Origin of the sequence: Paracoccus sp. SCN 68-21 (assembly GCF_001724535.1) — a bacterium.
Taxonomy (GTDB): domain Bacteria; phylum Pseudomonadota; class Alphaproteobacteria; order Rhodobacterales; family Rhodobacteraceae; genus Paracoccus; species Paracoccus hibiscisoli.
The window spans coordinates 15007-41411 of the sequence record NZ_MEES01000059.1; the positions used below are offsets into that span (position 1 = coordinate 15007).

The following is a 26405-nucleotide window of genomic DNA, read 5'->3' on the forward strand; positions in this document are numbered from 1 at the left end:
CGCCACCATGGGGTTCACCGCAGGCCGAAATGAGTGCAGCCCGAACCGCACCTGTCGTAAGGTACGCGGGCCCTTCGCTGACACGCACGGTCATCATGTCAGGCAGGCGCATCGATCGCGCCCTGATGGCGCAGCGACCGTCAGTGGTCCGTCCCGGCCGCCCAATCCGCGATCTGCCGCAGAAAGTCGTCACAGGCGGCCAGCTGCGACGGTTCGATGTATTCGTCGGGTTTGTGGGCCTGCGCGATCGCGCCCGGTCCGCAGATGATCGTGGGAACGCCCAGAGCCTCGGCGAACCGCCCGCCCTCGGTCCCGAAGGCGACCTTGGAATGCGCGTTGCTGCCGACCATCCGCTTGGCCAGCGTGACGATCTCGGCGTCGGGCGCGGTCTCAAGGCCGGGAAACTGCGCATAGAGGTCGATCTCTATTCCCGCCTCGGGCGCGATCCGCTGCATCATCGGCTCCAGCTCATTCCTGGCATAATCGCGCAATTCCTGGACCAGGGCATCGGCATCCTCATGCGGCAGGACGCGTAATTCGCAGTCCAGCGTGCACAGATCCGGCACGATGTTCAGCGCGGTTCCGCCGTGGATGGTGCCGGTATGGGCGGTGCTGTGGGTGATGTCATAATCGGTGTCGCGCCCGCCGGTCGCGGCCAGCCGCGCCGCGATGTCCTGCATGCGGACCGCCAGCCGGGCGGCATAATCGACCGCATTGACCCCCTGCGGCGCCAGCGAGGAATGGCACGACCGCCCGCGCACCGTCACCCGCATCGACCGCTTGGCCTTGTGCCCGATCACCACCTGCATCAGCGTGGGCTCCCCCACGATGCACATCGCGGGGCGCAGGGCTTCGGCGCGCAGCATCTCCAGCAGGCCGATGACGCCGACGCAGCCGACCTCCTCGTCATAGGAAAACGCCAGATGCACCGGGCGCGCCAGATCGCGCGCCACAAGGTCGGGCACGGCGGCCAGCGCGCAGGCCAGGAACCCCTTCATGTCGCAGGCACCGCGCCCGTACAGGCGCCCGTCGCGTTCGGTCAGCACATAGGGGTCGCTGGCCCAGTCCTGACCCTCGACCGGGACGGTGTCGGTATGGCCCGACAGGATCACGCCGGGCCGGTCCGCGGGGCCGATGGTGGCCCACAGGTTGGCCTTTTGTCCCGTCGCGTCCATGACCAGGCGGCTGTCCACGCCGTATCCGGCCAGATAGTCGCGGACATGGTCGATCAGGCCAAGGTTCGATTTGCTGCTGGTCGTGTCAAAGGCGATCAGCTGCGCCAGGATCTGCTGGCTGGAAAGGCGGTGCATCGGGTGTCCTTCGTCAAGGGGCGGGGGTGGGATAGGCGGCGCGGTCCAGGCTGTCGGTCACGTCCTGCATGAACGCCCGCGTCACCGCCGACGGCGCGCGGCTGGAGGGCAGCAGGAAATGCGTGCTGTAGCGGATGGCGGGCAGAAAGGGGCGCATCGCCACCCGGTCGCCGATCTGATGGACCAGAGGAAAGGGGTTCAACAGCGACACGCCCAGGCCTTCGCGCACGAACTGGATCACCGAGACGTTGGTCGAGGCCTCCAGCACGATGCGCAGGTTCAGGCCCGCGCGGTCGAACAGGCGGTCGATGGCGGCCCGGCTGGAATGGCGGCGCGACAGGGCGATGAACGGCTCGTCCTGCAGGTCCTCTGGGCGGATCACCTCGAATGCGGCCAGGTGGTGGTCCTGCGGCAGAACGCAGATTGCCTGCGTTTCCAGCAACAGCTCGGATGTGATGCCTTCATGGGCAGTCGTGCTGTCGGTCATGCCGATATCGAACCGACCCTCGGCGATGCCGGTCAGCAGACTGTCGCTGGCCAGCACGTCAAAGGTGATCTGGCAGCCCGGATTGGCCCGCTTGAAGGCCGCGATTCGGCTTGGCAGGAACCTGTGCGCGATGGTGGGCGGGGCCACGATGGACAGCGTGCCCGCATGGGCTGCGCGGGGCTGATCGGCGCGGTGGACCAGGCGCGCCAGCGTGTCCAGCACGGGGGCCAGCTGCTCGCTTAGCGACAGGGCCTCGACCGTGGGGACAAGCCGACCGTTGGTCCGCAGGAACAGCTTGAAGCCAAGCCGATCCTCCAGCTGGGCCAGCCTGCGGCTTACGGCCGATTGCGAGATATCCAGCCTGCGGGCCGCATTGATGGCGGTGCCAGCGGCGACCAGCGCCTGCAGAACCTCCAGTTCGCGCAGGGAAATTCCCGACCGGCGGTCGCGGTCCGTGGCGGCGTCATCCGGCTCCATCATCCACCCTATGAGAGAAACGCATAAACATTCACGATTGACTTCTGATTATCGCATCATACCCTGAAGGCCAAGCGCGATTGCACCACCGGGGAACCAACCACGGGGCGACCGATCCGCGCAGCCACCAACAGAGAGGATCTTCCTGTGAAAGCACTGACCTTGCCGCTTATGGCGGGCATCATGGCGGCGGGCCTTGCCCCAGCCTCGGCGCAGACCCTGTCCATCGGCCTGAAATCCGAGGCGACGTCGATGGACCCGCAGTTCCATCAGCTGTCCACGAACATCCAGGTCGCCAAGAACATCTTCGAGGCGCTGACCACCCAGGACGCGCTGCAGATGGTCACCCCCGGCCTTGCCGAAAGCTGGGAGGTGGTGGACGACACCACCTGGCGGTTCACGCTGCGCCAAGGGGTCAAGTTCCACGACGGCAGCGATTTCACCGCCCGCGACGTGATCTATTCCTTCTGCCGGGTGCCGCTGGTCGAGAATTCGCCCTCGCCCTACACCATCTTCACCGGCGGCATCGCCGACATGGCGGCCGAGGATGACCACACCCTGACCATCACCACCACAGCCACCAACCCCCTGCTGCCCGTCGATCTGTGGAGCCTGGCGATCCTGTCGGCCAATGCGCTCGGCGCCGAGGATCAGGTGACCTACGGCCCCGAAGGCACCTGCGAAGGGATGGGCGACGTGCCGCAGGCCCCGGCTTTCAACGACCCGGCCATCGCCGTGGGCACCGGCCCCTATATCCTCGACCGCTACAATCGCGGGTCCGAGGTCGTGGTGACGCGGTTCGACGATTACTGGGGCGGCACCCCCGATTGGGAGCGTGTGACCATGCGCCCGATCACCAGCGACGGCCCCCGCGTGGCGGCCCTGCTGGCGGGCGATGTGGACATGATCGAATCGCCCCCCATCCAGGACATCCCCCGCATCGAGCAGGGCGGCTTTACCATCGTCGACGCGCTGTCGAACCGCATCATCTATCTGCACATGCTGCAGCAGGAGGACGCGCCCGGCATCGGCGGCACCGACGGGGAGAACCCGTTGATGGATGCGCGGGTGCGCGAAGCGATCTCGATCTCGATCAACCGTCAGGCAATCACCGAACGGATCATGGGCGGCTATGCCCAGGCCGCGGGTGAATTGCTGCCGCCGCCGATGTTCGGCACCTCGGGGCGCGACGTCGATCCCTATGACCCCGACCGCGCCCGCGAACTGCTGGCCGAGGCGGGCTATCCCGACGGCTTCTCGATCACGCTCGGCACGCCGAACGACCGCTACATCAACGACGAACAGGTGGCGCAGGCCGTGGCGCAGATGCTGGCCCAGATCGGCATCAGCGTCAGCGTCGATGCCAGCACCGCAAGCCAGTTCTTCTCGCGCCGCAACGCGCTGGAATTCCCGGTCTATCTGGCGGGCTGGGGCGCGTCCTCGGGCGACATGTCCTCGCCGCTGAAATCGCTGGTGGCGACCTTTGATGCGGCCACGGGCATGGGGCCGACGAATGCCGGCCGCTATTCCAACCCCCAGATGGACACCCTGCTGATCGAGGCGATGGCCACCATCGACGACGAGGCGCGCGACCAGATGCTGCAGGAGGCCCAGACCATGGTGCTGGACGATTACGGCATCATTCCGCTGCATTACGAACAGACGGTCTGGGCCATGAAGCCCGACCTGACCTACGAGCCGCGCGTGGACCAGTACACCATGGCCCGCGAAGTCAAACGCGCCGCCGAATGATGCGCCCCTCCGGCACCCCCCTCTGCGGGGTGCCGGATCACCGCCCGATCACAGGGACCCCATCATGATCGTCTATCTTGTCCGCCGCGTGGGCCAAAGCCTGCTGGCCGTAATGGCCATGGCCGTGCTGGTCTTCATCGGCGTCTTCTTCATCGGCAACCCCGTCGATGTGCTGGTCAACCCCGAGGCGAGCCAAGCCCAGATCGCCGCCACCGTCGAACGGTTGGGCCTGGACCGCCCGCTGTACGAACAGTTCGGCATCTTCGTCTGGAACGCGCTGCAGGGCGATCTGGGGACGTCCTTCGTCTATGGCCGCCCGGCGCTGGAGATCATCCTGGACCGCCTGCCCGCCACGATGGAGCTGGCGCTTGTGGCGCTGGCCCTGTCGGTGGGCATCGGCATCCCGCTTGGGGTCTGGGCGGGGCTGCGCCCCAACAGCATCGCCGGGCGCACGATCATGGGCGGGTCGATCCTGGGCTTCTCGCTGCCCAATTTCTGGCAAGGCATGCTGCTGATCCTGGTCTTTGCCGTCCTGCTGGGCTGGCTGCCCGCCGGTGGACGCGGTCCCACGACTGAATTCCTGGGCATGCAGGTCAGCTTTCTGACCTGGGAGGGGCTGTCCCATCTGATCCTGCCCGCGATCAACCTGGCGCTGTTCAAGATGTCGCTGATCATCCGTCTGGCCCGCGCCAACACGCGCGAGGTCTGCATGCAGGATTACGTGAAATTCGCCCGCGCCAAGGGCCTGTCGCCCCGCCGCGTGGTGCTGGTCCATGTGCTCAAGAACATCATGATCCCGGTCGTGACCATCATCGGGTTGGAGCTGGGCTCGATGGTCGCCTTTGCCATCGTGACGGAAACCGTCTTCGCCTGGCCCGGCATGGGCAAGCTGCTGATCGACAGCATCAACCTGCTGGATCGCCCGGTGATCGTGGCCTATCTGATGCTGACGGTGCTGATCATCGTGGCCATCAACCTGCTGGTGGACGTGATCTATTCGCTGCTGGATCCCCGCATCCGCCTGTCGGAGATGAAGGGATGACCGATATCGCAACCCCAACCCCCGCCCCCGTCACGCCCGTCCGCATCGACAGCCCCGCGAAACGCATCGCTAAGCAGTTCGTCGAGGACCGTATCGCCGTCATCGGCCTGATCTTGTTCGTGCTGATCGCGATCATCGCCATCGCGGCGCCCTGGATCGCGCCGCAGAACCCCTATGACCTGCGCCAGCTGAGCATCATGGATGGCGGGCTGCCGCCAGGCGATGCCAGCTTTGCGACCGGCCAGACCTTCTGGCTGGGCACCGATCCGCAGGGCCGCGACATGCTGTCGGCGATCATGTACGGGCTGCGCATCAGCCTGATGGTGGCGGTCGTCTCGCTGACGCTGGCGATCACCATCGGCACCATCGTCGGGGTCGCCGCCGCCTATTTCGGCGGGCGTTTCGACAGCATCGTCATGCGCATCGTCGATCTGCAGCTGTCCTTTCCCGCCATCCTGATCGCGCTGATCCTGCTGGCGCTGCTGGGGCGCGGGGTGGACAAGGTGATCCTGGCGCTGGTGATCGTGCAATGGGCCTATTACGCGCGCACGGTGCGCAGCTCGGCCATGGTCGAGACGCGCAAGGACTACATCGACGCCGCCCGCTGTCTGGCGCTGTCCAATCGCCGGATCATGTTCCGCCACCTGCTGCCCAATTGCGTGCCACCCCTGATCGTGGTCGCCACCGTGCAGATCGCCCAGGCCATCGCGCTGGAGGCGACGCTGTCCTTTCTGGGCGTGGGCGTGCCGATCACCGAGCCGTCCCTGGGCCTTCTGATCGCCAATGGCTACGACTATCTGCTGTCGGGCCGCTACTGGGTCAGCGTCTTTCCCGGCATTGCCCTGGTCGTCACCATCGTCGCCATCAACGTCGTCGGCGACCGCCTGCGGGATGTCCTGAACCCGAGGTTGCAATCATGAGCGCGCTTCTGGATGTCCGCGATCTGCAGACGCATTTCTTCACCCGCGACGGGGTTGCCAAGGCGGTGGACGGGGTCAGCTTTTCGCTTGAACGGGGCCAGATCCTGGGGCTGGTCGGCGAATCCGGTTCGGGCAAGTCGGTCACGGGCTTTTCCATTCTGGGACTGGTCGATCCGCCGGGCCGCGTGGCGGGCGGGCAGGTCGTCTTTGACGGCGACGATCTGATTGCGGGCGGCGAGGGGATGATGCGCAGCCTGCGCGGCAAGCGCATCGCGATGATCTTCCAGGACCCGATGATGACCCTGAACCCGGTCCTGCGCATCGACACCCAGATGATCGAGACCGTGCGCGCCCATGACAAGGTGTCCAAATCGGAGGCGCTGGCCCGCGCCCGCGATGCGCTGGTACAGGTCGGGATTTCCTCGCCGGACGAGCGGCTGAAAAGCTATCCGCACCAGTTCTCGGGCGGCATGCGCCAGCGCGTGGCGATCGCCATAGCGCTGCTGCATAAGCCCGACCTGATCATCGCGGACGAACCGACCACCGCGCTGGACGTGACCATCCAGGCGCAGATCCTGTCCGAGGTGCAAAAGCTGTGCGCCCAATCCGGTACCGCGTTGATCTGGATCACCCATGATCTGGCGGTGGTCTCGGGCCTGGCCGACCGTCTGGCGGTCATGTATGCGGGCCGCATCATCGAGGACGGGCCGACCGCCGCGATCATCGCCAACCCCCGCCACCCGTATACGCGGGGGCTGATCGACAGCGTCCCGCAGGGCAAGCGTCACGGCGCGATGCTGACCCAGATCAAGGGCATGACGCCGTCGCTTCTGAACCTGCCGCAGGGCTGCAAGTTCGCGCCCCGCTGCCCGCGCGCCGATGCCGCCTGTCAGGTCGAACCCGCGCTGACCCCCGCCGGACCAGACCGCCAGGTGCGCTGCCGCCACCCCCATGCCGACCACGAGGCCACGCCGTGACCGAGACCCCCATTCTGCAGATCGAGGGCCTGTCCAAGCGGTTCTCCAAGGATCTGGACATCGCCGAACGCACCGCCCGCCGCTTGGGCGCCAAGATCGCGCCGGTGACCGTGCATGCGGTCGATACGATCAATCTGGACATCCGCCGTGGCGAGGTGCTGGGGCTAGTCGGGGAATCGGGCTGCGGCAAGTCCACGTTGGGGCGCATGGTGGCGGGGCTGACCCAGCCCAGCCAGGGCCGCATCCTCTATAACGGGCAGGACGTGGCGGGGCTGAAAGGTGCGGATGCCCGCAACGCGGCGCTGAAGATCCAGATGATCTTTCAGGACCCCATGTCGTCCCTGAACCCCCGCCTGCAGGTCCGCGACATCGTGGGCGAGGCGCCGCGCGTCCACGGCATCGTCCCGCGCCGAGAGATCCCCGCCTATGTCGAGCGGATGCTGGAACAGGTCGGCCTGGACCCCAGCATGGGCAAGCGCTATCCGCACCAGTTCTCGGGCGGGCAGCGGGCGCGGGTGGGCATCGCCCGCGCGCTTGCGGTGCGCCCCGATTTTCTGGTCTGCGACGAATCCGTGGCGGCGCTGGACGTGTCGATCCAGGCGCAGGTGCTGAACCTGTTCGTGCAGCTGCGGCAGGATTTCGACCTGACCTATCTGTTCGTCAGTCATGATCTGGGCGTGGTCGAACATATCTCGGACCGGATCGCGGTCATGTATCTGGGCCGCCTGGTCGAACTGGGCGAGGCCGAGGACCTGATCGCGCGTCCCAATCACCCCTATACGCAGGCGCTGGTCAGCGAGATCCCGACCTTCGAGACCGGCAAGAAGACCTATCACGCCATCAAGGGAGAGATCCCCTCGCCCCTGAACCCGCCATCGGGCTGCCATTTCCACCCCCGCTGCCCACATGCCCATGACCGCTGCCGCCTTGAGGTGCCCGCGCTGCGCGAGGTGGCCCCCGGCCGCCTGTCCGCCTGTCACCTGAACGACCACGCCTGAAACCAAAGGACTTCCCGATGCGAAACGACAACCCCCTCTGGCCGCTGGTCGATGCCCGCGCCGCAGAATTCACCGGCCTGGCCGATGCCGTGTTCGATACGCCCGAACTGGCCTATGGCGAGGTCAGATCCTGCGCCGCCCACACCCAGATGCTGCGCGACCAGGGCTTTCGCGTGACCGAAAACCTGGCCGGCATCCCGACCGCGGTCATGGGCGAGGCGGGGCAGGGCGGCCCGATCATCGCGATTCTGGGCGAATACGACGCGCTGCCCGGTCTGTCCCAGGAACCCGGTCTGGCAGAACCCCGCCAGATTGCCGATCACGGCTTTGGCCACGGCTGCGGCCACAACCTGCTGGGCTCGGCCGCGCTGTCGGCGGCCACCGCCGTCAAGGACTGGCTGGAGGCCAACGGCGTTCCGGGCCGCGTCCGCTACTACGGTTGCCCGGCCGAGGAAGGGGGTGCCGCCAAGACCTACATGGTCCGCGACGGGCTGTTCGACGATGTGGACATCGCGATCACCTGGCACCCGGCCAGCTTCAACGCGGTCGACGACATGCGGTCCCTGGCCAACACGCGGATCGACTTTACCTTCCATGGCAAGGCGGCGCATGCGGCAGGCGCGCCGGAACTGGGCCGGTCCGCGCTGGACGCGGTCGAGCTGATGAACATCGGCATCAACTATATGCGCGAACACATGCCGGATGCCGCGCGGGTCCATTACGCCTATTTGGACGCCGGCGGCATCGCGCCAAACGTGGTGCAGGCCAAGGCGACCGTGCGCCAGCTGATCCGCAGCCCGGACCTTGCGGGCCTGTCGTCGCTGGTCGATCGCGTGCGCAAGATCGCCGACGGGGCGGCGCTGATGTCGGGGACCACCGTGACCTCGCGCGTGTTCTCGGCTGTGTCGAACCTGACCGAGAACGCGCCCCTGTCCCGCGCCATGCAGGCGCAGTTCGAGGCGCTTGGCCCTGTTCCCTTCGACGCCGACGACGCGGCCTTTGCCACCGCCATCCGCGAAAGCCTGACGCGCGAGGACATCGCCGACACCTTCAAGCGCCTGGCGATGAAGCCCGATTACGACCTGCCGCTGTGCGACTTCATCGCGCCGCTGGACCGGCCCTTCATGGGCGGCATGGGTTCGACTGACGTCGGCGATGTCAGTTGGGCGGTGCCCACGGTGCAGGCGCGGGTGGCCACCTGCGCGATAGGCACCGCGCTCCACAGCTGGCAGCAGACCGCCCAAGGCAAGGCCCCCGCCGCGCATAAGGGCATGCTGCATGCGGCCAAGGTGATGGCCGCGACGGCGCATGCGGCGCTGACCGATCCGGCGCTGATCCAGGCCGCCAAGGCCGCCCATGCCGAACACCTGGCAGACCACCCCTATGCCTGCCCCATCCCGGCCGAGACGCGCCCGCCGATCAACGCCGCCTGAGCGCGCGCCCTCAGCGTGCGAGGGCGTGCATCTGGGCGATCAGGTCGGATTTCCCTTCAAAGCCGATGCCCGGCAGTTCGGGCATCAGCACATGGCCGTCCTGCACCGCGACCCCGTCGGGAAAGCCGCCATAGGGCTGGAACAGGTCGGGATAGCTTTCATTGCCGCCCAGCCCCAGACCGGCGGCGATGTTCAGCGACATCTGGTGCCCGCCATGCGGGATGCAGCGCGTGGGGGACCAGCCGAACTGGCGCAGGACCTCCAGCGTGCGCAGGTATTCCACCAGGCCGTAAGACAGCGCGCAGTCGAATTGCAGGTAATCGCGGTCGGGCCGCATCCCGCCATGGCGCAGCAGGTTGCGGGCGTCCTGATGCGAGAACAGGTTCTCGCCCGTGGCCATCGGCGCGTCATAGAATTCCGACATGGCGGCCTGCAGGGCATAATCCAGCGGGTCGCCGATCTCCTCGTACCAGAACAGCGGATAGGCGCGCAGCATCTTGGCATAGGCGATGGCTGTCTCCAGATCAAAGCGGCCGTTGGCGTCCACGGCCAGCTGCGCCTGCGACCCGATCTCGTCCAGCACGGCCTCGATCCGCTGGCGGTCCTCGTCCAGGGATGCGCCGCCGATCTTCATCTTGACCACCGTATAGCCGCGGTCGACATAGCTGCGCATCTCGGCGCGCAGGGCGTCGTTGTCCTTGCCCGGATAGTAATAGCCCCCCGCCGCATAGACAAAGACGCGGGGGTCCGCCTCGCGACCGTGCAGGGCGGCCAGATGGCGGAACAGCGGCTTGCCCGCGATCTTGGCGACAGCGTCCCAGATGGCCATGTCGATGGTGCCCACCGCGACCGAGCGTTCGCCGTGCCCGCCCGGTTTCTCATTCGCCATCATCGCGGCCCAGATGCGGTGCGGGTCCAGGTTGTCGCCCGCATCGGTCAGCAGGCTGTCGGGCGCGGCCTGCAGGATCCGGTCGGCGAACCGCTCTCGGATCAGCCCGCCCTGACCATAGCGCCCGTTCGAGTTGAAGCCGTAACCCACGACCCGCTGGCCGTCGCGGATGACATCGGTCACGACCGCAACCAGGCTGGTCGTCATCTTGCTGAAGTCGATATAGGCGTTGCGGATCGGAGAGGCGATCGGCTTGGTCACCTCGCGGATGTCGATGATGCGCATGGTCTGGCTCCTTCTTCGGGGGTGGGCGCGTCACCCTAGCAGGTGCACGCCCGCGACGATGAACGTGCCCAGCAGGACCGTCTCGGCAACGATCAGGGCGATGGCGGTGCCGCCCACATCCAGCATCCGAACGAGGGACGTCTTGATGCCGACTGCGGCAATCGCCACCAGTAGGGCCCAACGGCTGGCACCTTCAGCGAAGGACGACAGCGCGGCGGGGATCAGGCCGAGTGAATTCAGGGCTGCCAGCACCAGAAACCCGATGACGAAGGACGGTAGGATCGGTGGCCGTTTCGCATTTGGATCAAGATCGCCCAATCCCCCCATGCGGATCGCCAGCGAAAAGATCAGGACGACCGGGGCCAGCATCGACACGCGGATCAGCTTGACCAGCGTCGCGGTCTCGCCGACCTCGGGGCTGATCGAAAAGCCCGCGCCGACCACCTGCGCCACATCATGGATGGTTCCCCCCAGAAACACCGCCGATTCCAGCGGGTTGAACCCCAGGGCGGTGGACAGCGGCGGATAGATCACCATGGCGACGGTGGACAGGATCGTCACCGACAGGACGGTGAAGGCCAGGTTGCGGTCCGATTTGTCGGTCCGTGGCAGCACGGCGGCAATCGCCATCGCGGCCGAGGCGCCGCAGATCGCGACCGATCCCCCCGTCAGCAGCGCCAGCCGCCAGCCCCGCCCGAACAGCCGCGCCGCCAGCAGCGCGAACAGGATGGTCACGACCACGCCCGCGATCACCAGCGCGATCATCGGGCCGCCCAGTTCCGCCAGCATCTGCACCGAGATGCGCGCCCCCAGCAGCGCGACCCCAAGGCGCAGCACCGTCTTGGCCGAGAACGCGACCCCGGTTGCGGTGCGGGTCTCGGGCTCGGCAAGGAAATTCAGGGTCAGGCCCAGCAGCAGGGCCATCAGCATCGCGGGCGCGCCGTAATGTTCGGCCAGAAATTGCGCGGTCACGGCCACGAGGATGGACACCGCGATGCCCGGAAACAGCGCCCGGATCCGCGTCCGGTCAAGGACCGCAATCACCCCCTCAGACCCCAAGCGCGTCGATCTGCGCCAGCAGCGCATCATCGACCTGCACGCCGTCCGCCGCCGCTTTCCGCAGGTCGTCGCGGCGCGCACCGGGCAGGCGGGCGCCGGGCTGCTGGGCCATCGCATCGGCCAGTTCGTCGATCCGCGCCCGCGCCATGTCGGAAAACGCATCCGGGTCCAGCGCCAGGATCAGCTGACCCACGCCCGGCGGCGGACCATCGGCGTCGAAGAACGACGAGGCCTCATGCGCGAAGTTGGCGCCCATCAGGCCCGCCGCCAACAGTTCCACCATCAGCGCCAGCGCGGTGCCCTTGGCGTCGCCCATGGGGATCATGGTGCCCGACAGCGCCGCGGCGGGATCGGTGGTGGGCTGTCCGTCGGCGTCCAGCGCCCAGCCTTCGGGGATGGCGGTGCCTTTCTGCTCGGCGGCCATGATCTTGCCGCGTGCGACCTTGGACAGGGACACATCCACGACGATGGGTGTGCGCCCGCCGGTCCGGGGCGCGGCAAAGGCGATGGGGTTCGTCCCGAACAGCGCCTTGCGCCCGCCCCAGGGCGCCATCGCCGCGGGCGTGTTGGCAAACAGCAGCGCGACCAGACCGGACCGGGCCAGACGCTCGACCGTGACGCCGGCGACGCCGCAATGATGCGAACGGGCGATGCCTGCCGCGGCGATGCCCTGTTGCGACGCGGCCTCGGCCAGCCAATCCACGGCCAGATCCAGCGCCGGATAGGCAAAGCCCATCGCGGCATCCACCGCCATGACGCCGGGTCGCGGATGGGTGGCGGTGGGCGTGGCAAAGCCGTCCACCTTGCCCGACAGCGCCTGCGCGCCGTAGGACGGCACGCGCCGCAGCCCGTGGCCCGACTGGCCCACCATCTCGGCCGCGACCAGCGCTTGGGCCACGGAGCGGGCATTCGCCTCTGCGGTCCGGCAGCGCATCAGGGTGCGAAGGATCAGGTCATGAACCTGATCGGGCGTCATCGTGACCATGGCTCAGACCCTTTCCGCAAGGTGGTCCAGGACCCGGTCGGCGATCAGGCTGCTGACCCGGACATTGGCCTGAGCGGTGACGCCGGCGATATGCGGCGTCAGGATCAGGTTCGACAGGCCCGCGAAACGCTGACCGGCCTCGGCGGTCAGGGGCTCGACCTCGAACACGTCCAGCGCGGCACCGGCCAGATGCCCCTGCCGCAGGGCATCGGCCAAGGCATCCTCGTCCACGACACCGCCCCGGGCCGCATTGATCAGCACCGCGCCGGGACGCATGGCGCGCAACGCGGCGGCGTCGATCATGTGGCGCGTCTGCGGGGTCAGCGGCACATGCAGGCTGATGACATCCGATCCCGCCAGCAGCACCGCGCGCGACACGGGGGCGACATCGCCCCAGGCCGGATCATCGGCGGGCAGGTGCGGATCATGGGCGATGACCCTCATGCCCATCGCCTGCGCCCGCCGCGCAACATGCCGCGCGATGGCGCCATAGCCCATCAGGCCCAGGGTCAGGGCCGAGGCCTCGGTCCCGATCAGGTCCTGGCGGGGCCACTCGCCCGCGACGACCCGGTCGGTCGCCGCGTAAGCTCCGCGCAGCAGCATCATCGCGGTGGTGATGACATATTCCGCCACCGCCAGATCATTGGCCCCGGTGGCGGGCCAGACCGTGATGCCGCGCGCCTGACAGCCCTCCATGTCGATATTGTCCAACCCCACGCCAAGCCGCCCGACCGCCTGCAGCCGAGGCGCCGCCGCCAGCAGATCAGTATCGACGCGGGTGCGGTTGCGCACAATCAGCACGTCGGTCGTGGCGACCTGGGCCAGCAGATCGGCGCGGCGGTCGACCAGATCGGGCGCATAAAGCGTGTCATGGGACGCCGCGATCCGCTGCACCGCAGCCTCGTCCATGAATTCGGTGATGACGATACGCGACATGGCGTTTCCTTTCCTAGAACAGCAGTGCCTGGGGCAGGGGCACGTTCAGCACCCTGTCCAGCGTCAGATAAAAGCCCACCACCATCGCCAGCAGGCAGGCCAGATAGACCGCCAGACGGCGCGCGGTCAGGCGCCCGAACTGGCCCGTCAGCATCAGGATGATGCAGGCCGCAAGCGAGGTGATGAACAGCCCCAGATGCGGAAAGACCAGCGCCCAGCCCAGCATCGTGGCGGCCAGCACCAGGCCGCGCACCGTGCCGTCCGCGCCCGCGCCTTCGGCATTGATGCCGCCGTGACCGCGCAGGCTGCGCAGGATCTGCAGGACCGACAGCCCCGCCAGCGCGCCGCCGATGGCATAGGGAAAGGCCGCGGCCATGGGCGACAGGCCCCGCGCCTGCATCAGCATCACGACCGCCAGCCCCAGGAACATGACCGATCCCGCAAGGCCCGCCCGGTCCACTCGGGTCGTCGCCGCGATGCCGTCGCGGGCGCTGTCCTGGGCCACCAGCCTCCGCGCCGTGCGGCCGCGCAGCAGCGGCAGCATCATCGTCAGCAGGATCAGCGCGACGATGGCCCAGCTGATCGGCCGGTTCAGCAGCAGCTGGCCCATGAAGTCGCCGCGCGCGCCGCCGATCATCCAGGCGCGCATGAAGCCCTGTTCCGCGATCTGGCCCAGGACCAGCCCCAACACGATGGGCGAGGCGCCGAACCCCGCCAGCCCCGCGGCCCATCCGACCAGCCCCAGCACCACCATGACCAGCACGTCATGCGGGTTGGCGTGGATGGCAAAGCTGCCGATGACGGTCATGAAGGCGATCAGCGGCACCAGCATCGCCTTGGGAACGTTGGTGATAAAGCGGAACGCGTAGCGCCCGACAATAAGGCCCACCGGCAGCATCAGCAGCGTGGCGATGACCAGCCCGGTCATGAAGACGTAAACTGTATCGTCCCCCGACTGGAACAGCGACGGCCCCACCCGGATGCCCTGCACCATCAGCGCGCCCATGATCACCGCATCGGGCGGCGTGCCCGGAATGCCCAGCACCAGCGTCGGGATGAAGCCGCCGCCGACGGTCGCGTTGTTCGCGCTTTCGGTGGCCAGCACGCCGCCCGGCTCTCCCTTGCCGAAATTGGCGGCGTTCCTGGAGGCGCGGCGCGCCTCGGAATAGGCGATCAGCGAGGCTATGGACCCACCTGCCCCCGGCAGGATCCCAACCAGCGTGCCGATCAGCGATGATCTGATGAGGTTGAACCAGTTCTTGAACGAGATCCCGATGGCCTCGAACAGGCGAAAGCCGCGCGCCTCGCCGGGGTCCAGATGCTGATCCGGGGTGGCGACCATGCCGATCAGCACGGGGATGCAGTATAGCCCGATCAGGGCCGCAATGATATCAACGCCGCCCAGCATCGAGGGCATGCCTCCGGTGAACCGCATGTCGCCGCCGATGACGGCCACGCCGATCATCGACAGGAACAGCCCGAACATGCCGCCCATCAGGCCCTTGACCAGATTGCCCTGCGACAGCGTCGCGATCAGCGTCAGGCCCAGAATGGCCAGCCAGAAATACTCGGTCGATTGAAAGGCCAGCGCCAGCGTGGCCAGCCGCGGTGCCAGCGTGATCAGCAGGATCGCGCCCACCATGCCGCCAAAGACGCTGGCGATGGTGGCCAGCGTCACCGCCAGATCGCCATCGCCGCGTCGGGCCATGGGATAGCCGTCGAAGGTGGTGGCGATGGCACTGGGCGTACCCGGCGTGTTGACCAGGATCGCGGCGAAGGCGCCGCCATAGATCGCGCCGGTATAGATCGCCCCCAGCATGATCAGCCCCGATGCCGGGTCCATCGCGAAGGTGAAGGGCACCAGAACGGCGATGGCCATGGTGGCCGATAGTCCTGGCAAGGCACCGATGATTGTGCCGCCCAGTACCCCCAGCAGCGCCAGAAGCAGGTTCATCGGGCTGAGCGCTTCGAACAGAATGGTTGCTGCATTGGTCATGGTTCACCCCCTTGGACGTGGCACAGGTCCACCGCCGGGCCGCCGCGCGGGCGGTCCGGCGGCGGTCGTGATGCGGCCTATTGCTGCAATTGCTGGGCGATGGCAGTATAGGCCTCGATCCGCTCTGCCATGAAGGCGTCCATCTCGGCATAGGGGACGTCGATCAGGGCATAGCCGTCATTCTCCATCTGCTCGCGGAAGGACGGGTCCTGGTTGATCTGGCCGATGATGTCGGACAGCTGGGTGCGGACCTCCTCGGGCGTCGAGGCGGGCACGCCGATGCCGCGATAGGCGCCGCCGACCATCTCGATCCCCAGCTCGCGGAAGGTGGGGCTGTCGGGGAACAGCGGGTGGCGTTCCTCGGTCGCGACGGCCAGGACGCGGGTGGCGTCGCCCTGACGCACGGCCACGGTGGTATAGCCCCACAGCATGTCCACCTCTCCGCCGACCAGCGCGGTCTCGGTCGCGCCGGTGCCGGTATAGGGGATATAGGTCGTCTCGACCCCGGTCTCGTTCATGAACACCTGATTGGCGATGTGATTGGCCGAATTGGTGGCCGATCCGCCCGCCGTGACGCCGCCGGGCATCGCATTGGCCGCGTCGATCACGTCCTGAACGGTCTGGAACGGGCTGTCATTGGCGACCATCAGCGCGTCGGGGGTAAAGTGGAACATATAGACGTTGGTGATGTCCTCGGTCGTATAGCCGGGGTCCTGCAGCATCGGCTGCAGCACGATATGCGGCAGGTTGGTGCCCATGATCGTCTGCCCGTCGCCGCTGATGCCGTTCAGCCCGGCCCAGGCCTGCGCACCGCCCGCGCCCGGCAGATACTGCACGATCATGTCGTGGCCGGTCAGCTCGCGGAACCGCGCCTGCTGATAACGCGCGGTCACGTCGCTTTCCCCGCCTGCGTTGAACGGGATGATATAGGTGACCGGCCCGTCCGGATAGGCCAGCGCGGCCCCCGCGGTTCCCATCAGTGCAAGGCTGGCCGCGCCGATCAGGCGCCGTGTCGTCGTTCCGATCATGGGTCTCTCCTCCCGTTTCGTGAATGGTCCCGTTGATGCCCAGTGCCTACCGCCCCCCTCCTCAAAGGCGCGGCAGGCGGGCCTCGCTCAGGCGCTGCGATACAGTTTGGTCATCGAGAATTCCCGGTGACCCAAGGCCTCGGCGGCAGTCAGGCGGCCATTGGCGGTGCGCATGATCATCTCGATCAGGCTGTCGCCGGCCTGGTCGATAGTCATCTCGCGTGTCAGGACGCCGGTCACGTCTACGTCGATATGCTCCGACATCGTGCGCAGCGTACGCGGATTGCCCGAGATCTTGATGACCGGCACGATCGGGTTGCCGACCACATTGCCCTGCCCGGTCGGGAAGGTGTGGATGACATAGCCGCCCGCCGCCATCAGCGTCACGCATTCCGCCGCCGCCGACGAGCTGTCCATGAAATACAGCCCCGGCCCCTTCTCGGGCGTCTCGGCCGGGCCGATCGCGTCGATATAGGTCGAGGTGCGGCCGATCTTTTCCAGATTGCCCATGGCCTTTTCCTCGATGGTCGTCAGACCGCCCAGGATGTTGCCCTTGGTCGGCTGGCTGTCCGACAGGTCCGACGTCTTGAACGCCTCGATCACGTCGTCCTGATAGGCCTTCCAGATCGCCTTGAACTTGGCGGCGGTTTCCGGGTTCGCGGCGCGCGTCTCGCAGATATGCTCGGCGCCGGTGATCTCGGACGTCTCGCCAAAGCAGCCATAGATGCCCTGCGGCAGCAGCTTGTCATACATGTTGCCGACCGTCGGACAGGAGGATAGACCCGTGGTCGTGTCGCTTTCCCCGCATTTGGTCGAGATCCACAGATCGCTGACCGGGCAATCCTCCTTTTGCAGCTCGCTGGCCCAGTGGACGTATTCCTTGGCCTTCCAGCTGGCCTGGCGGATCGTCTCGAAATCGCCCTTCTGCTCGATGGAAAAGCCGGTGACGGGCTTGCCGGTCTTGGCGATGCCGTCGACGATGACCTTGGTCCATTCCGGTTCGATCCCGATCACGATCACGGCGGCGACATTGGGGTTCGCGCCGGTGCCGATGATGGTGCGGAAATGCAGCTCGAGGTCCTCGCCGAACTGCAGGCGGCCATAGGCATGCGGCAGGGCCATCGTGCCCTTGACGTTGTTGGCCACCGCCTCGCAGGCCGCGTTCGAGATGTCGTCGACCGGCAGGATCAGGACATGGTTGCGCACGCCCACGCGGCCATTCTCGCGGCGCCATGCCTTGACGGTCGAATTGCTGAAATCAAGCGCCATGGCTTACCACCTCTTTGTCTTGCAGTTTTGCGTATGGACATGGCCGCCGACCTCGGCGTCGCCGATCATGCGGCCGATGTCCTCGCCATATTTGATGACAGTGTCGCCCGCCTTCAGCGGCTTCAGCGCGACCTTGTGTCCGATGGGGATGTCGGCCTTGGCCGTCAGGCGGAAATCCGAATTGTCGGCGGTGACCACGCACAGCATCTCGGTGCCGGCGGTCAGATCCTCGACGACGACGACACCGACATTGTCCTCGCGGTCATGGACCAGAAGTTGCGGAATACTCAAGTGACCCTCCCTTTGGCAGATGAATGAACCTCTCCGGATCACGACATAACATATATATTAACTCTTATACAAGACTTGTTATGCCTTACTTGCGGGCGGTCGCGGCGCGGTGCTATTCTTGGCGAAAATCAGGATGTGCCATGGCCGCTTCGCTCTATCAGACCGTCATCGACTCGATCGTGGCACGCATCGCGGCGGGCGATCTGCTGCCCGGTGGGATGCTGCCAAGCGAGACCCAGCTGGCGCAGGACAGCGGTGTGTCGCAGGGCACCGCGCGCAAGGCGCTGATGATGCTGGAACAGCACGGCATCGTGCGCCGCGAGCAGGGCCGCGGAACCTTCGTCACGGCCCGAACGCCGGAATCCTCGCTGTTCAACTTCTTTCGGCTTCGCCCGCCGGATGGCCACGTGGTCCAGCCCGAGGTGCTGGACGAGCGTATCCGCCAGCGCCCCGCCACGCCCGACGAGCAGCGGACTCTCCATGGCGCACCCGCTACGGTGATCGAGATCCGGCGCCTGCGCAGCCTGCTGGGCCGGCCCCGGGTGATCGAGACCGCCGTCCTTCCCGCCGATCTTTTCGCCGGGATCGAGCGCCGCAGCCCGCTGCCAAGTGCGCTGTATGTCCTGTATCAGCAAGCCTACGGCCTGATCGTCCTGCATGCCGACGAGGCGATCACCGCCTGCGCCGCCCGGGGACAGGACGCGGCGGATCTGCAGGTCGCCGAGGGCACGCCCATCCTGCAGGTAGAGCGTCGCGCGCAGGATATTCTGGGGCGCCTGATCGAACGCCGTCTCAGCCTCTATCTGACCACCGACATGGGCTATATGGTCCGGCTGGACTAAGCGCGGGCCGCCCAGATTTCAGCGGTTGCGCCGCGATGTCGCCCGCGCCTGCAGCTGGTCCAGGGCATCGGCATTGTCCCGCCCCCAGGCATAGACCAGCTCGACCAGGGCAACGAACCGGATGCCCAGGGGCGTCAGGCTGTATTCGACCGCCGGTGGGACCGTGCTTTCGACATGGCGGTCGATCAGGCCGCTCTCCTCCATCTCGCGCAGCGTCTGCACCAGCATCTTCTTGGAGATCCCCGGCAGGCTGCGCAACAGTACGCCGTTGCGGGCCGCACCCCCGTGCTGGGCGTGCAGCGTGTGCAGGATCATGCTGGTCCATTTGGTGGCAAAGATCTCCATCGTGCGGCGGGGGGCGCAATCCTCGCGCCAGTCCTGTTCGTCGCTTCCGGGCTGCATGGTGGTTACCTCTTGGTGGCTATGTCCCAATTTGGTGCCGTCTGGCACGCCGGACGCGCGGTGACTAGGTCCTCTGACAGCACAAGGACAGGAGAATTCCATGACACGAACCGCATTGGTGGTCGGCGCGACCGGCATCCAGGGTCAGGCGATTGCCGAACAGCTGGTCGGAGAGGGCTGGACCGTCCTCGGCCTCAGCCGCAACCCGCAGCCGCAGGCAGGCGTGACACCCGTCGCTGCCGACCTGCTGGACCCGGCCTCGGTCGTGGCGGCGCTGGACGGGCTGGCGCCGACGCATGTGTTCCTGACCACATGGCTGCGCCAGCCGACCGAGGCCGAGAACATCCGTGTCAACGCGCTGATGCTGCGCAACCTGTTTGACGGCCTGCGCCCCCTTGGAACGGTGCGGCACGTGGCGCTGGTGACCGGGCTCAAGCATTACTTGGGATCCTTCGAGGCCTATGGCCAGGGCCAGCTGCCGCAGACGCCGTTCCGCGAGGATCAGGGCCGTCTGGACATCGAGAATTTCTACTACGCCCAAGAGGATGAGCTGTTCGCAGCCGCCAAGCGCGACGGGTTCGGCTGGAGCGTCCACCGCCCCCATACCGTGATCGGCAAGGCCGTCGGCAACGCGATGAACATGGGCACGACCCTTGCGGTCTATGCCGCGATCTGCCGCGAGACGGGGCGCCCATTCCGCTTTCCGGGCTCCGCAGCGCAATGGAACAGCCTGACCGACATGACCGACGCGCGCCAGCTGGCAGCCCAGGTCATCTGGGCCGCCGAGACGCCCGCCGCCCGCAATCAGGCGTTCAACATCGTGAACGGCGATGTCTTTCGCTGGAGCTGGATGTGGCATCGCCTGGCCGGCTGGTTCGGGATCGAGGCTGAGGATTTCGACGGTGTCGCCCGCCCCCTGGCCGTTCAGATGGCCGATGATGCCCGGATCTGGTCGCGCATCGCGGCGCGGGACGGGTTGATCGAAGGCGACATCACGCGCCTGATCTCTCCGTGGCACACCGACGCCGATCTGGGGCGCCCGATCGAGGTCGTGACCGACATGTCCAAAAGCCGCAAGCTGGGTTTCACGGCCTATCGCGCGACGGACGAGGCCTTCCTGGACTTGTTCGAACGCCTGCGGGCGGATCGTATCATCCCCTAGGCGCCCTGCATTGCCTCATCTGTGCGACCGCGCCTGCGGATGGCTTAGCATCGACCCTTTTGGCGGGCGCCCCTGTGCTAAAGGGCGGCGATCAGCACCGCCGTCCACAGGATCAGCGTGGCGGCGACGGTGACGGGGATCAGGGGCGACGCGCCCTGGGCATCGTCGCGGGGGGTGGTGCGGCGCAGATAGGCTTCGGTCTGGATGTCGAACATGGGAACCTCCGGTCTGGATGTCCTGGGGGTCAGGCCAGCCCTTGGGCGGGCCGCAGCGGGAATGGCGCGCGCGTGCCGAACCGGCGGCGCAGGGCCGATGGGCGCGCGGTCCGCACCAGCAGGCGGTCGCGCAGATCCTTGCCCCCCGCCCAGGGGCCAAAGCCCGATGCGGCGTTGATATGGCCGGCATGGCCGATGTCATGCACCTCCGTCCCCCACAGCTCCGCGACCTGGCGCGCCTGATCGAAGGGCATCCAGGGGTCGTTGCGGCTGGCCACCACGGTCGCCGGCACGTCGAACCGCTGGCGGGGCAGGGCGCCAAAGCGGGCGGTGCGGTCGGACGTCATGGGATCGGCAGGCGCGACCAGCAGGGCGGCCCGCACCCGCAGTCCCGGCCAGCGTGCCAGCAGATGCGCGATGGTCACGGCGCCAAGCGAGTGGCCGACCAGGATGCTGTCGGGATGGGCCATGATATGGACAGCCAGCGTGGCCTCCCAGACCTCGCGGACAGGACGTGCGGTGTCGCCCATGTCCAGCAGCATCGCGGTCGGGTCGGTGCGGGCCCACCAGTCCTGCCAGTGAGGCGCAGGCGAGCCGTCAAGGCCGGGGACGATCAGGGTCTTGGTCATCGCGCTCTCCGTTAATCCTGCCTAAGACTACAATGATAGTCGGGTATTTGGGTTCCAAAGATCGCCCTGAAAAGAGAACGGCTATCTACAGTCGGGGTCCGCCGCCTTGACCTGCTTTCCGTCGGATCATTGGGTGCGACCCACCCTAAGGCTGGGGGACGTCGTCGGGCGCGCCAATCCGGGATCGGCCACGGCACAGCCGCCCCGTCCCTGACGGTCGACAGGCCGTCAGGCGTGCGACGGGTCCGCGCGCCCGGCATCGGGGGACAGGCTGCGGCGCAGGACGGTCTGCACATCGGTCATCGTCAGGCCATGTGTGGCGGATGCGTTCTGAATGATGGCGAAGCTTTCCCATGTCTCGGGCGCGAAGACCCGCATTTGCAGGTTCAGGCCGCCCGCATAATCCGCCGCCATCAGACGGTTCACGACCGCCAGCCCCTCACCCTCCGAGACCAGGCGGCAGATCGGACCCACCCCCTCGACCGAGATCCGCGAATAGGGTTGCCTGCCGGACTGCCGGAACGCCGCGGTGACGGCCTGCCAGGATGGGGCACCCTCGCTGGTGCGGATCAGATGGCGGCCTCCGATCGCGTCGGGGCCCACGCGGTCCAGCGCGGTCAGCGGGTCGTCGGCCCGCATCACCACGACCAGCGGCGCGTCGATGATGGGCAGGATGCGCAGCCGCCAGTCGGACACGGGCAGCTTGACGATGGCCTGATCCATCCGCCCTTCGGCCACGGCCGCGATCAGGTCCGGATACCGGCCGAATTTCAGCGCGATCGACAGGTTCGGAAACTGCTGCCGCAGATCGCGCGCCATGCGCGGCAGAAGGGTCAACGACAGCGACCGGGGGGCGCCGAAGGTCAGCACCTGGTCATCCCCCCGACCGATCCCAAGCCGGGCGAGGTTCTGATGCGCCTCAAAGACCTGCGCGGCCCGTTCGAACACCTGCTCGGCGGCCTGCGTGGGTGTCAGGCGACCGCCTTCGCGCCGAAACAGCGGGCGGCCCAGTTGCGCCTCGATGGCGCGCAGGTCGGCAGAGACCTGGCTCTGGGACCGGCCCGTGACCTCGGCGGCGCGGGCCGTGGTGCCATGTGCAAAGACCGCCTGAAACGATTGGAGCTGCACCAGACTGAACATGGGCCTACCGTAAAATCACTAGATGAATTGATATCCTAGTAATGTGGACGCTGCCTGTCCATGCCGCCACGCTGCATCCTCAGGAGGATTCGCAATGGCGGCATATCTTGTCAGACGGCTGGCACAGGCGGCATTCGTGCTGCTGCTGGTGTCGCCTTGTCTTCATGGGCGTCTATGCCATCGGCGATCCGGTGCAGATGCTGGTGCCGCCCGACGCCACCGCGGCCGAGGTCGAACGCGCTCGCGTGGCCCTGGGCCTGGATCAGCCGATCCTGGTGCAATACTGGCTGTATCTGACCGGGCTGTTCCAGGGCGATCTGGGAACATCGTTCGTCTATAACCAGCCGACCATCGACCTGGTGCTGCAACGCCTGCCGGCCACGGTCGAGCTGGGGCTGGCGGCCTTCGTGATGTCGCTGGTCATCGGCCTGCCGCTTGGCCTGATCGCGGGCTATCGGGCCGGCAGCATGACCGATGACGGCATCATGAACGGGTCGATCTTTGCCTATTCGCTGCCGAATTTCTGGCAGGGGCTGCTGTTGATCCTGCTGTTCGCGGTGCAGCTGCGCTGGTTTCCGTCGGGCGGGCGCGGCGATACCGGCACTGTCATGGGCATCGAGACCAGCCTGGTGACCGCCAGCGGCTGGTCGCATATCTTTCTGCCCGCCTTCAACCTGGCGCTGTTCAACGCGGCCATGGTGATCCGCCTGACGCGCGCGCAGGTGCAGGCGGCGATGATCAGCGAATATGTCCGCTATGCCCGCGCCAAGGGCGTCCCCGAAGGCCGCATCCTGATGCGCCATGCGTTCCGCAACGTGCTGATCCCGCTGGTCACCGTGCTGGGGCTGGAGCTGGGGAACCTGCTGGCCTACGGCATCATCACCGAGACGGTATTCAACTGGCCCGGCATGGGGCAGCTGCTGATCAATTCGATCAACGTGGTCGATCGGCCGGTGATCGTGGGCTATCTGCTGATCGTCGTGGCGATGTTCGTCATCATCAACCTGATCGTGGACCTGACCTATACCCTGCTGGACCCGCGCATCCGCCTTGGAGGGAAACCGGCATGAGGCACGCCATCCTTTCCCTGCGTCGCGCGCCCTTTGCGCTGTTCTGCCTGGGCCTGTTCCTGGTGATCGTGGCGGCAGCCCTGCTGGCGCCCTGGATCGCGCCGCAGGACCCCTATGACAATGCGGTCGTCGATTTCTTTGACAGCAACCTGCCGCCGGGATCGCCGTCGGGCATGGGCGGGCTGACCTATTGGCTGGGCACCGATGCCCTGGGACGCGACCTGTGGTCGGCGATCCTTTACGGTCTGCGGATCACGCTGACGGTGGCGGCGACGGCCTCGGTTCTGGCGCTGGTGATCGGGGTGCTGGCGGGGCTGGTCTCGGCCTATGCGGGGGGCTGGGTCGATGCGGTCATCATGCGGCTGGTCGATATCCTGCTGGGCTTTCCGACGATCCTGGTCGCGCTGACCATCATGGCGCTGGCGGGTGCGGGGACCGGCAACCTGATCCTGGCGCTGGTCGTCGCGCAATGGCCCTATTACGCGCGCACCGCCAGGTCCGCCGCCCTGGTCGAGATCGGGCAGGATTATATCGAGGCCGCCCGCTGCCTGGAGCTGCCGCATTGGCGCATCATCCTGCGGCATCTGCTGCCCAATGCGATCTCTCCCATTATGGTGGTGCTGACGCTGCAACTGGCGCATGCGGTGGCGATCGAGGCCTCGCTGTCCTTCCTGGGCCTGGGCACCTCGATCGAGCGGCCGTCCCTTGGCCTGCTGATCGCCAACGGTTCGCGCGAGATCCTGTCGGGGCACACCTGGGCGCTGATCTATCCGGGCCTGGCGCTGGCGGCGCTGATCTTCACCGTGAACGTGTTCGGCGACCGCATCCGCCGCGCCCTGAACCCGCAGGAGGCCTGACATGCTGACGGTCGAGACCCTCGTGACATCGCTGACGGCCAAGGGCACCCCCATCGTGCGCGGCGTCAGCTTCGACGTGCAGCCGGGCCAGATCCTGGGCGTGGTGGGCGAAAGCGGATCGGGCAAGTCGATGATGGCCTATTCGCTGATCGACCTTCTGCCGCGCGGCATCGCCATCGCGGGCGGGCGGGTGATCTTTGACGGCCAGGACCTGACCGCGATGCCGATGGCCCAGCTGCGCCGGTTGCGCGGCGACCGGATCGCGATGATCTTTCAGGACCCGATGGTCGCGCTGAACCCCGTCCTGACCATCGGAGAGCAGATGATCGAGGCGGTGCTGGCCCATCGCCGCGTCACCCGACAGGCCGCCCGGGCCCGCTGCATCGCGGTGCTGGCCCGCGTCGGCATCCCGTCGCCTGAGGAACGCATGGCGGCCTATCCGCATGAATTCTCGGGCGGGATGCGACAGCGCGTGGTCATCGCCATCGCCTTTCTGAATGACCCCGCACTGATCATCGCGAACGAGGCCACGACCGCGCTGGACGTGACCATCCAAAGCCAGATCATCGCCGAAATCCAGGGCCTGGCGGCCGAGACCGGCGCGGCGATCCTGTGGATCACGCATGACCTGTCGCTGCTGTCGGGTTTCGCCGATCATGTCATGGTCATGTATGCGGGCCAGGTGGTCGAGACGGCGCCTGCCGAACGCATATTCCCCGCCCCCCGTCACCCCTATACCGCCGCCCTGATGGAGGCCGTGCCGGTCCCCGGCCGCACCCGTCTGGCGAACCTGCCCGGCGTCCCGCCCGCGCTGGACGCGCTGCCCACGGGCTGCGCCTTTGCGCCGCGCTGTCCGCGCGTCCAGCCGCTGTGCCGCGAACAGGCGCCGCCGGTGACGGACGGCGCGCGCTGTCATTTCCCGCTGGAGGCCAAGCCATGAGCGTTCTGGAGCTGTCCGACATCCGCCGCGTCTTTTCCCGCAATGACGGCGCGCTGGACCGGGCGATGAACCGCGTGGGCCTGGGCCGCAAGGCGCAGCATCTGGTGGCGGTGGACGACGTGTCCCTGCGGCTGGAACCGGGCGAGATGCTGGGCATCGTCGGCGAATCCGGCTGCGGCAAGTCCACCCTGGGCCGGATCGCGGCGCAGCTGCTGCCCGCATCGGGCGGCACCGTCACCTGGCAGGGCCGGCCCATCGCGCAGATGCCCCCGCGCGAGGCCCGCGCGGCGCGGCGCAAGATCCAGATGGTGTTCCAGAACCCCTATGCCAGCCTGAACCCTGCCATGAGCGTGGCCCGGACCATCCTGGAGGCGCCGCTGTCCCACGGCCTGATCCGCCGCAGGGACAGTGCTGCGTTTCTGGCGCAGATGCTGGACAAGGTGGGCCTTTCCCCCGATCTGGCCGACCGCCGCCCCCACGCCCTGTCGGGTGGCCAGCGCCAGCGCGTCGGCATCGCCCGCGCCCTGGCCGTCAGCCCCGAGGTGGTGATCTTTGACGAGGCGGTGGCCGCGCTGGACGTGTCGGTGCAGGCGCAGATCCTGAACCTGCTGGTCGATCTCAAGGCGCAGGGCGGGTTCGCGTCGATGTTCATCAGCCACGACCTGAATGTGGTGCGCTTCATCTCGGACCGGATCGCGATCCTGTATCTGGGCCGCCTGGTCGAGATCGCCGACCGCGACACGATCTTTGCCCGCGCGCACCACCCCTATACCCGCGCGCTGCTGGCCGAGGCGCCGCAGCTGGGCGGCGCGAAACGCCGGTTCACCGCGCTGAAGGGAGAGCTGCCCTCGCCGCTGAACCCGCCCTCGGGCTGCCATTTCCACCCGCGTTGCCCGCATGCGACCGATCTGTGCCGCAGCACCCGGCCCGCCCTGCGCGATATCGGCGCGGGCCACAGATCCGCCTGTCATTACGACCTGCCGCAGGTCGCCCCCCAGACCCAAGGAACCTGAC

At 67.1% G+C, this 26405-nt stretch carries 26 protein-coding genes; 12 read left to right on the forward strand and 14 right to left on the reverse strand.

Features of this window, described 5'->3' with window-relative positions; translation table 11 throughout:
- Positions 1-140: 140 nt before the first annotated feature.
- Both argE and ABS73_RS12865 read right to left on the reverse strand, forming a co-directional pair.
- Positions 141-1310 (reverse strand): acetylornithine deacetylase, encoded by a 1170-nt coding sequence (gene argE / locus ABS73_RS12860; protein WP_277023985.1) that lies wholly within the window; start codon positions 1308-1310, stop codon positions 141-143.
- 13 nt (positions 1311-1323) lie between these two features.
- Positions 1324-2274, reverse strand: coding sequence for a LysR substrate-binding domain-containing protein (locus ABS73_RS12865; protein ID WP_277023983.1), 951 nt, complete (start codon positions 2272-2274; stop codon positions 1324-1326).
- 147 nt (positions 2275-2421) lie between these two features.
- Here ABS73_RS12865 and ABS73_RS12870 point away from each other — a divergent pair, with 147 nt between their 5' ends.
- The 6 genes from ABS73_RS12870 to ABS73_RS12895 all read left to right on the forward strand — a co-directional run bounded on the left by ABS73_RS12870 (position 2422) and on the right by ABS73_RS12895 (position 9396).
- A complete protein-coding gene (locus ABS73_RS12870) occupies positions 2422-4026 on the forward strand; it encodes an ABC transporter substrate-binding protein (RefSeq protein ID WP_277023981.1) in 1605 nt (534 codons plus the stop codon).
- A 64-nt stretch (positions 4027-4090) separates the two neighbouring features.
- Positions 4091-5068, forward strand: coding sequence for an ABC transporter permease (locus ABS73_RS12875; protein WP_277023979.1), 978 nt, complete (start codon positions 4091-4093; stop codon positions 5066-5068).
- Positions 5065-5988, forward strand: coding sequence for an ABC transporter permease (locus ABS73_RS12880; RefSeq protein ID WP_277023977.1), 924 nt, complete (start codon positions 5065-5067; stop codon positions 5986-5988). Before ABS73_RS12875 ends, ABS73_RS12880 begins: the two co-directional genes overlap by 4 nt.
- The gene (locus tag ABS73_RS12885; RefSeq protein WP_277023975.1) at positions 5985-6965 is read left to right on the forward strand and encodes an ABC transporter ATP-binding protein; all 981 of its coding nucleotides are present in this window, start codon (positions 5985-5987) and stop codon (positions 6963-6965) included. The genes ABS73_RS12880 and ABS73_RS12885 overlap by 4 nt, the downstream gene beginning before the upstream one ends.
- The gene (locus tag ABS73_RS12890) at positions 6962-7963 is read left to right on the forward strand and encodes an ABC transporter ATP-binding protein (protein ID WP_277023973.1); all 1002 of its coding nucleotides are present in this window, start codon (positions 6962-6964) and stop codon (positions 7961-7963) included. Before ABS73_RS12885 ends, ABS73_RS12890 begins: the two co-directional genes overlap by 4 nt.
- A 17-nt stretch (positions 7964-7980) precedes the next feature.
- Positions 7981-9396 carry a M20 family metallopeptidase gene (locus tag ABS73_RS12895; RefSeq protein ID WP_277023970.1) on the forward strand — a complete coding sequence of 472 codons (1416 nt, stop codon included), beginning with the start codon at positions 7981-7983 and terminating at the stop codon, positions 9394-9396.
- 10 nt (positions 9397-9406) lie between these two features.
- Here the strand turns inward: ABS73_RS12895 and ABS73_RS12900 are convergent, their stop codons facing one another.
- The 8 genes from ABS73_RS12900 to ABS73_RS12935 form a co-directional block, all read right to left on the reverse strand.
- Positions 9407-10570 (reverse strand): mandelate racemase/muconate lactonizing enzyme family protein, encoded by a 1164-nt coding sequence (locus ABS73_RS12900; RefSeq protein ID WP_277023968.1) that lies wholly within the window; start codon positions 10568-10570, stop codon positions 9407-9409.
- Positions 10571-10600: 30 nt separating this feature from the next.
- The gene (locus ABS73_RS12905) at positions 10601-11614 is read right to left on the reverse strand and encodes a YeiH family protein (protein WP_277023965.1); all 1014 of its coding nucleotides are present in this window, start codon (positions 11612-11614) and stop codon (positions 10601-10603) included.
- Between the two features lie 4 nt (positions 11615-11618).
- On the reverse strand, positions 11619-12614 hold the full coding sequence (locus ABS73_RS12910; RefSeq protein WP_277023964.1) for an Ldh family oxidoreductase: 996 nt from the start codon (positions 12612-12614) through the stop codon (positions 11619-11621).
- A 3-nt stretch (positions 12615-12617) separates the two neighbouring features.
- Positions 12618-13550 (reverse strand): hydroxyacid dehydrogenase, encoded by a 933-nt coding sequence (locus ABS73_RS12915; RefSeq protein WP_277023962.1) that lies wholly within the window; start codon positions 13548-13550, stop codon positions 12618-12620.
- A gap of 13 nt (positions 13551-13563) precedes the next feature.
- Positions 13564-15546, reverse strand: coding sequence for a tripartite tricarboxylate transporter permease (locus tag ABS73_RS12920; protein WP_277023961.1), 1983 nt, complete (start codon positions 15544-15546; stop codon positions 13564-13566).
- A gap of 77 nt (positions 15547-15623) precedes the next feature.
- A complete protein-coding gene (locus ABS73_RS12925; protein WP_277023959.1) occupies positions 15624-16574 on the reverse strand; it encodes a tripartite tricarboxylate transporter substrate binding protein in 951 nt (316 codons plus the stop codon).
- An 87-nt stretch (positions 16575-16661) separates the two neighbouring features.
- Positions 16662-17843 carry a UxaA family hydrolase gene (locus tag ABS73_RS12930; protein ID WP_277023957.1) on the reverse strand — a complete coding sequence of 394 codons (1182 nt, stop codon included), beginning with the start codon at positions 17841-17843 and terminating at the stop codon, positions 16662-16664.
- A gap of 3 nt (positions 17844-17846) precedes the next feature.
- A complete protein-coding gene (locus ABS73_RS12935; protein ID WP_136855971.1) occupies positions 17847-18134 on the reverse strand; it encodes a UxaA family hydrolase in 288 nt (95 codons plus the stop codon).
- A gap of 140 nt (positions 18135-18274) precedes the next feature.
- Here ABS73_RS12935 and ABS73_RS12940 point away from each other — a divergent pair, with 140 nt between their 5' ends.
- Entirely contained in the window at positions 18275-18976 is a 702-nt protein-coding gene (locus tag ABS73_RS12940) for a GntR family transcriptional regulator (RefSeq protein WP_277023954.1), read from the forward strand.
- Positions 18977-18994: 18 nt separating this feature from the next.
- Here the strand turns inward: ABS73_RS12940 and ABS73_RS12945 are convergent, their stop codons facing one another.
- Positions 18995-19378: a winged helix-turn-helix transcriptional regulator gene (locus ABS73_RS12945; RefSeq protein WP_277023951.1), complete on the reverse strand. Its 384-nt coding sequence runs from the start codon at positions 19376-19378 to the stop codon at positions 18995-18997.
- A gap of 100 nt (positions 19379-19478) precedes the next feature.
- On the opposite strand from ABS73_RS12945, the gene ABS73_RS12950 reads away from it, so the two are divergent.
- Entirely contained in the window at positions 19479-20540 is a 1062-nt protein-coding gene (locus tag ABS73_RS12950) for an SDR family oxidoreductase (RefSeq protein WP_277023949.1), read from the forward strand.
- Between the two features lie 77 nt (positions 20541-20617).
- Here ABS73_RS12950 and ABS73_RS12955 read toward each other — a convergent pair whose 3' ends face one another.
- From ABS73_RS12955 to ABS73_RS12965, 3 genes are all read right to left on the reverse strand, one after another.
- Positions 20618-20755, reverse strand: a complete 138-nt coding sequence (locus ABS73_RS12955; protein WP_277023946.1) for a hypothetical protein — start codon at positions 20753-20755, stop codon at positions 20618-20620.
- A 29-nt stretch (positions 20756-20784) separates the two neighbouring features.
- A complete protein-coding gene (locus tag ABS73_RS12960) occupies positions 20785-21384 on the reverse strand; it encodes an RBBP9/YdeN family alpha/beta hydrolase (protein ID WP_277023943.1) in 600 nt (199 codons plus the stop codon).
- Positions 21385-21612: 228 nt separating this feature from the next.
- Positions 21613-22524: a LysR family transcriptional regulator gene (locus ABS73_RS12965; protein ID WP_277023942.1), complete on the reverse strand. Its 912-nt coding sequence runs from the start codon at positions 22522-22524 to the stop codon at positions 21613-21615.
- Between the two features lie 41 nt (positions 22525-22565).
- On the opposite strand from ABS73_RS12965, the gene ABS73_RS12970 reads away from it, so the two are divergent.
- Genes ABS73_RS12970 through ABS73_RS12985 form a run of 4 tightly spaced genes read left to right on the forward strand, consistent with a single transcriptional unit; the run spans position 22566 to position 26404 of the window.
- Entirely contained in the window at positions 22566-23594 is a 1029-nt protein-coding gene (locus ABS73_RS12970) for an ABC transporter permease (RefSeq protein ID WP_353743338.1), read from the forward strand.
- Positions 23591-24451 carry an ABC transporter permease gene (locus ABS73_RS12975; RefSeq protein WP_136855965.1) on the forward strand — a complete coding sequence of 287 codons (861 nt, stop codon included), beginning with the start codon at positions 23591-23593 and terminating at the stop codon, positions 24449-24451. Before ABS73_RS12970 ends, ABS73_RS12975 begins: the two co-directional genes overlap by 4 nt.
- Position 24452: 1 nt before the next feature.
- Entirely contained in the window at positions 24453-25391 is a 939-nt protein-coding gene (locus tag ABS73_RS12980; RefSeq protein WP_277023939.1) for an ABC transporter ATP-binding protein, read from the forward strand.
- Positions 25388-26404 (forward strand): ABC transporter ATP-binding protein, encoded by a 1017-nt coding sequence (locus ABS73_RS12985; RefSeq protein WP_277023937.1) that lies wholly within the window; start codon positions 25388-25390, stop codon positions 26402-26404. The genes ABS73_RS12980 and ABS73_RS12985 overlap by 4 nt, the downstream gene beginning before the upstream one ends.
- The last annotated feature ends 1 nt before the right edge of the window (position 26405 follow it).

Coding starts and splice junctions, on each gene's coding strand:
- ABS73_RS12880 (WP_277023977.1), top strand. CDS start 5,065: ATGACCGATATCGCAACCCCAACCCCCGCCCCCGTCACGCCCGTCCGC.
- ABS73_RS12980 (WP_277023939.1), top strand. CDS start 24,453: ATGCTGACGGTCGAGACCCTCGTGACATCGCTGACGGCCAAGGGCACC.
- ABS73_RS12925 (WP_277023959.1), bottom strand. CDS start 16,574: ATGATCGGAACGACGACACGGCGCCTGATCGGCGCGGCCAGCCTTGCA.
- ABS73_RS12865 (WP_277023983.1), bottom strand. CDS start 2,274: ATGGAGCCGGATGACGCCGCCACGGACCGCGACCGCCGGTCGGGAATT.
- ABS73_RS12885 (WP_277023975.1), top strand. CDS start 5,985: ATGAGCGCGCTTCTGGATGTCCGCGATCTGCAGACGCATTTCTTCACC.
- ABS73_RS12945 (WP_277023951.1), bottom strand. CDS start 19,378: ATGCAGCCCGGAAGCGACGAACAGGACTGGCGCGAGGATTGCGCCCCC.
- ABS73_RS12875 (WP_277023979.1), top strand. CDS start 4,091: ATGATCGTCTATCTTGTCCGCCGCGTGGGCCAAAGCCTGCTGGCCGTA.
- argE (WP_277023985.1), bottom strand. CDS start 1,310: ATGCACCGCCTTTCCAGCCAGCAGATCCTGGCGCAGCTGATCGCCTTT.
- ABS73_RS12895 (WP_277023970.1), top strand. CDS start 7,981: ATGCGAAACGACAACCCCCTCTGGCCGCTGGTCGATGCCCGCGCCGCA.
- ABS73_RS12920 (WP_277023961.1), bottom strand. CDS start 15,546: ATGACCAATGCAGCAACCATTCTGTTCGAAGCGCTCAGCCCGATGAAC.
- ABS73_RS12970 (WP_353743338.1), top strand. CDS start 22,566: ATGTGGACGCTGCCTGTCCATGCCGCCACGCTGCATCCTCAGGAGGAT.
- ABS73_RS12910 (WP_277023964.1), bottom strand. CDS start 12,614: ATGGTCACGATGACGCCCGATCAGGTTCATGACCTGATCCTTCGCACC.
- ABS73_RS12965 (WP_277023942.1), bottom strand. CDS start 22,524: ATGTTCAGTCTGGTGCAGCTCCAATCGTTTCAGGCGGTCTTTGCACAT.
- ABS73_RS12950 (WP_277023949.1), top strand. CDS start 19,479: ATGACACGAACCGCATTGGTGGTCGGCGCGACCGGCATCCAGGGTCAG.
- ABS73_RS12940 (WP_277023954.1), top strand. CDS start 18,275: ATGGCCGCTTCGCTCTATCAGACCGTCATCGACTCGATCGTGGCACGC.
- ABS73_RS12900 (WP_277023968.1), bottom strand. CDS start 10,570: ATGCGCATCATCGACATCCGCGAGGTGACCAAGCCGATCGCCTCTCCG.
- ABS73_RS12955 (WP_277023946.1), bottom strand. CDS start 20,755: ATGTTCGACATCCAGACCGAAGCCTATCTGCGCCGCACCACCCCCCGC.
- ABS73_RS12960 (WP_277023943.1), bottom strand. CDS start 21,384: ATGACCAAGACCCTGATCGTCCCCGGCCTTGACGGCTCGCCTGCGCCT.
- ABS73_RS12975 (WP_136855965.1), top strand. CDS start 23,591: ATGAGGCACGCCATCCTTTCCCTGCGTCGCGCGCCCTTTGCGCTGTTC.
- ABS73_RS12985 (WP_277023937.1), top strand. CDS start 25,388: ATGAGCGTTCTGGAGCTGTCCGACATCCGCCGCGTCTTTTCCCGCAAT.
- ABS73_RS12930 (WP_277023957.1), bottom strand. CDS start 17,843: ATGGCGCTTGATTTCAGCAATTCGACCGTCAAGGCATGGCGCCGCGAG.
- ABS73_RS12915 (WP_277023962.1), bottom strand. CDS start 13,550: ATGTCGCGTATCGTCATCACCGAATTCATGGACGAGGCTGCGGTGCAG.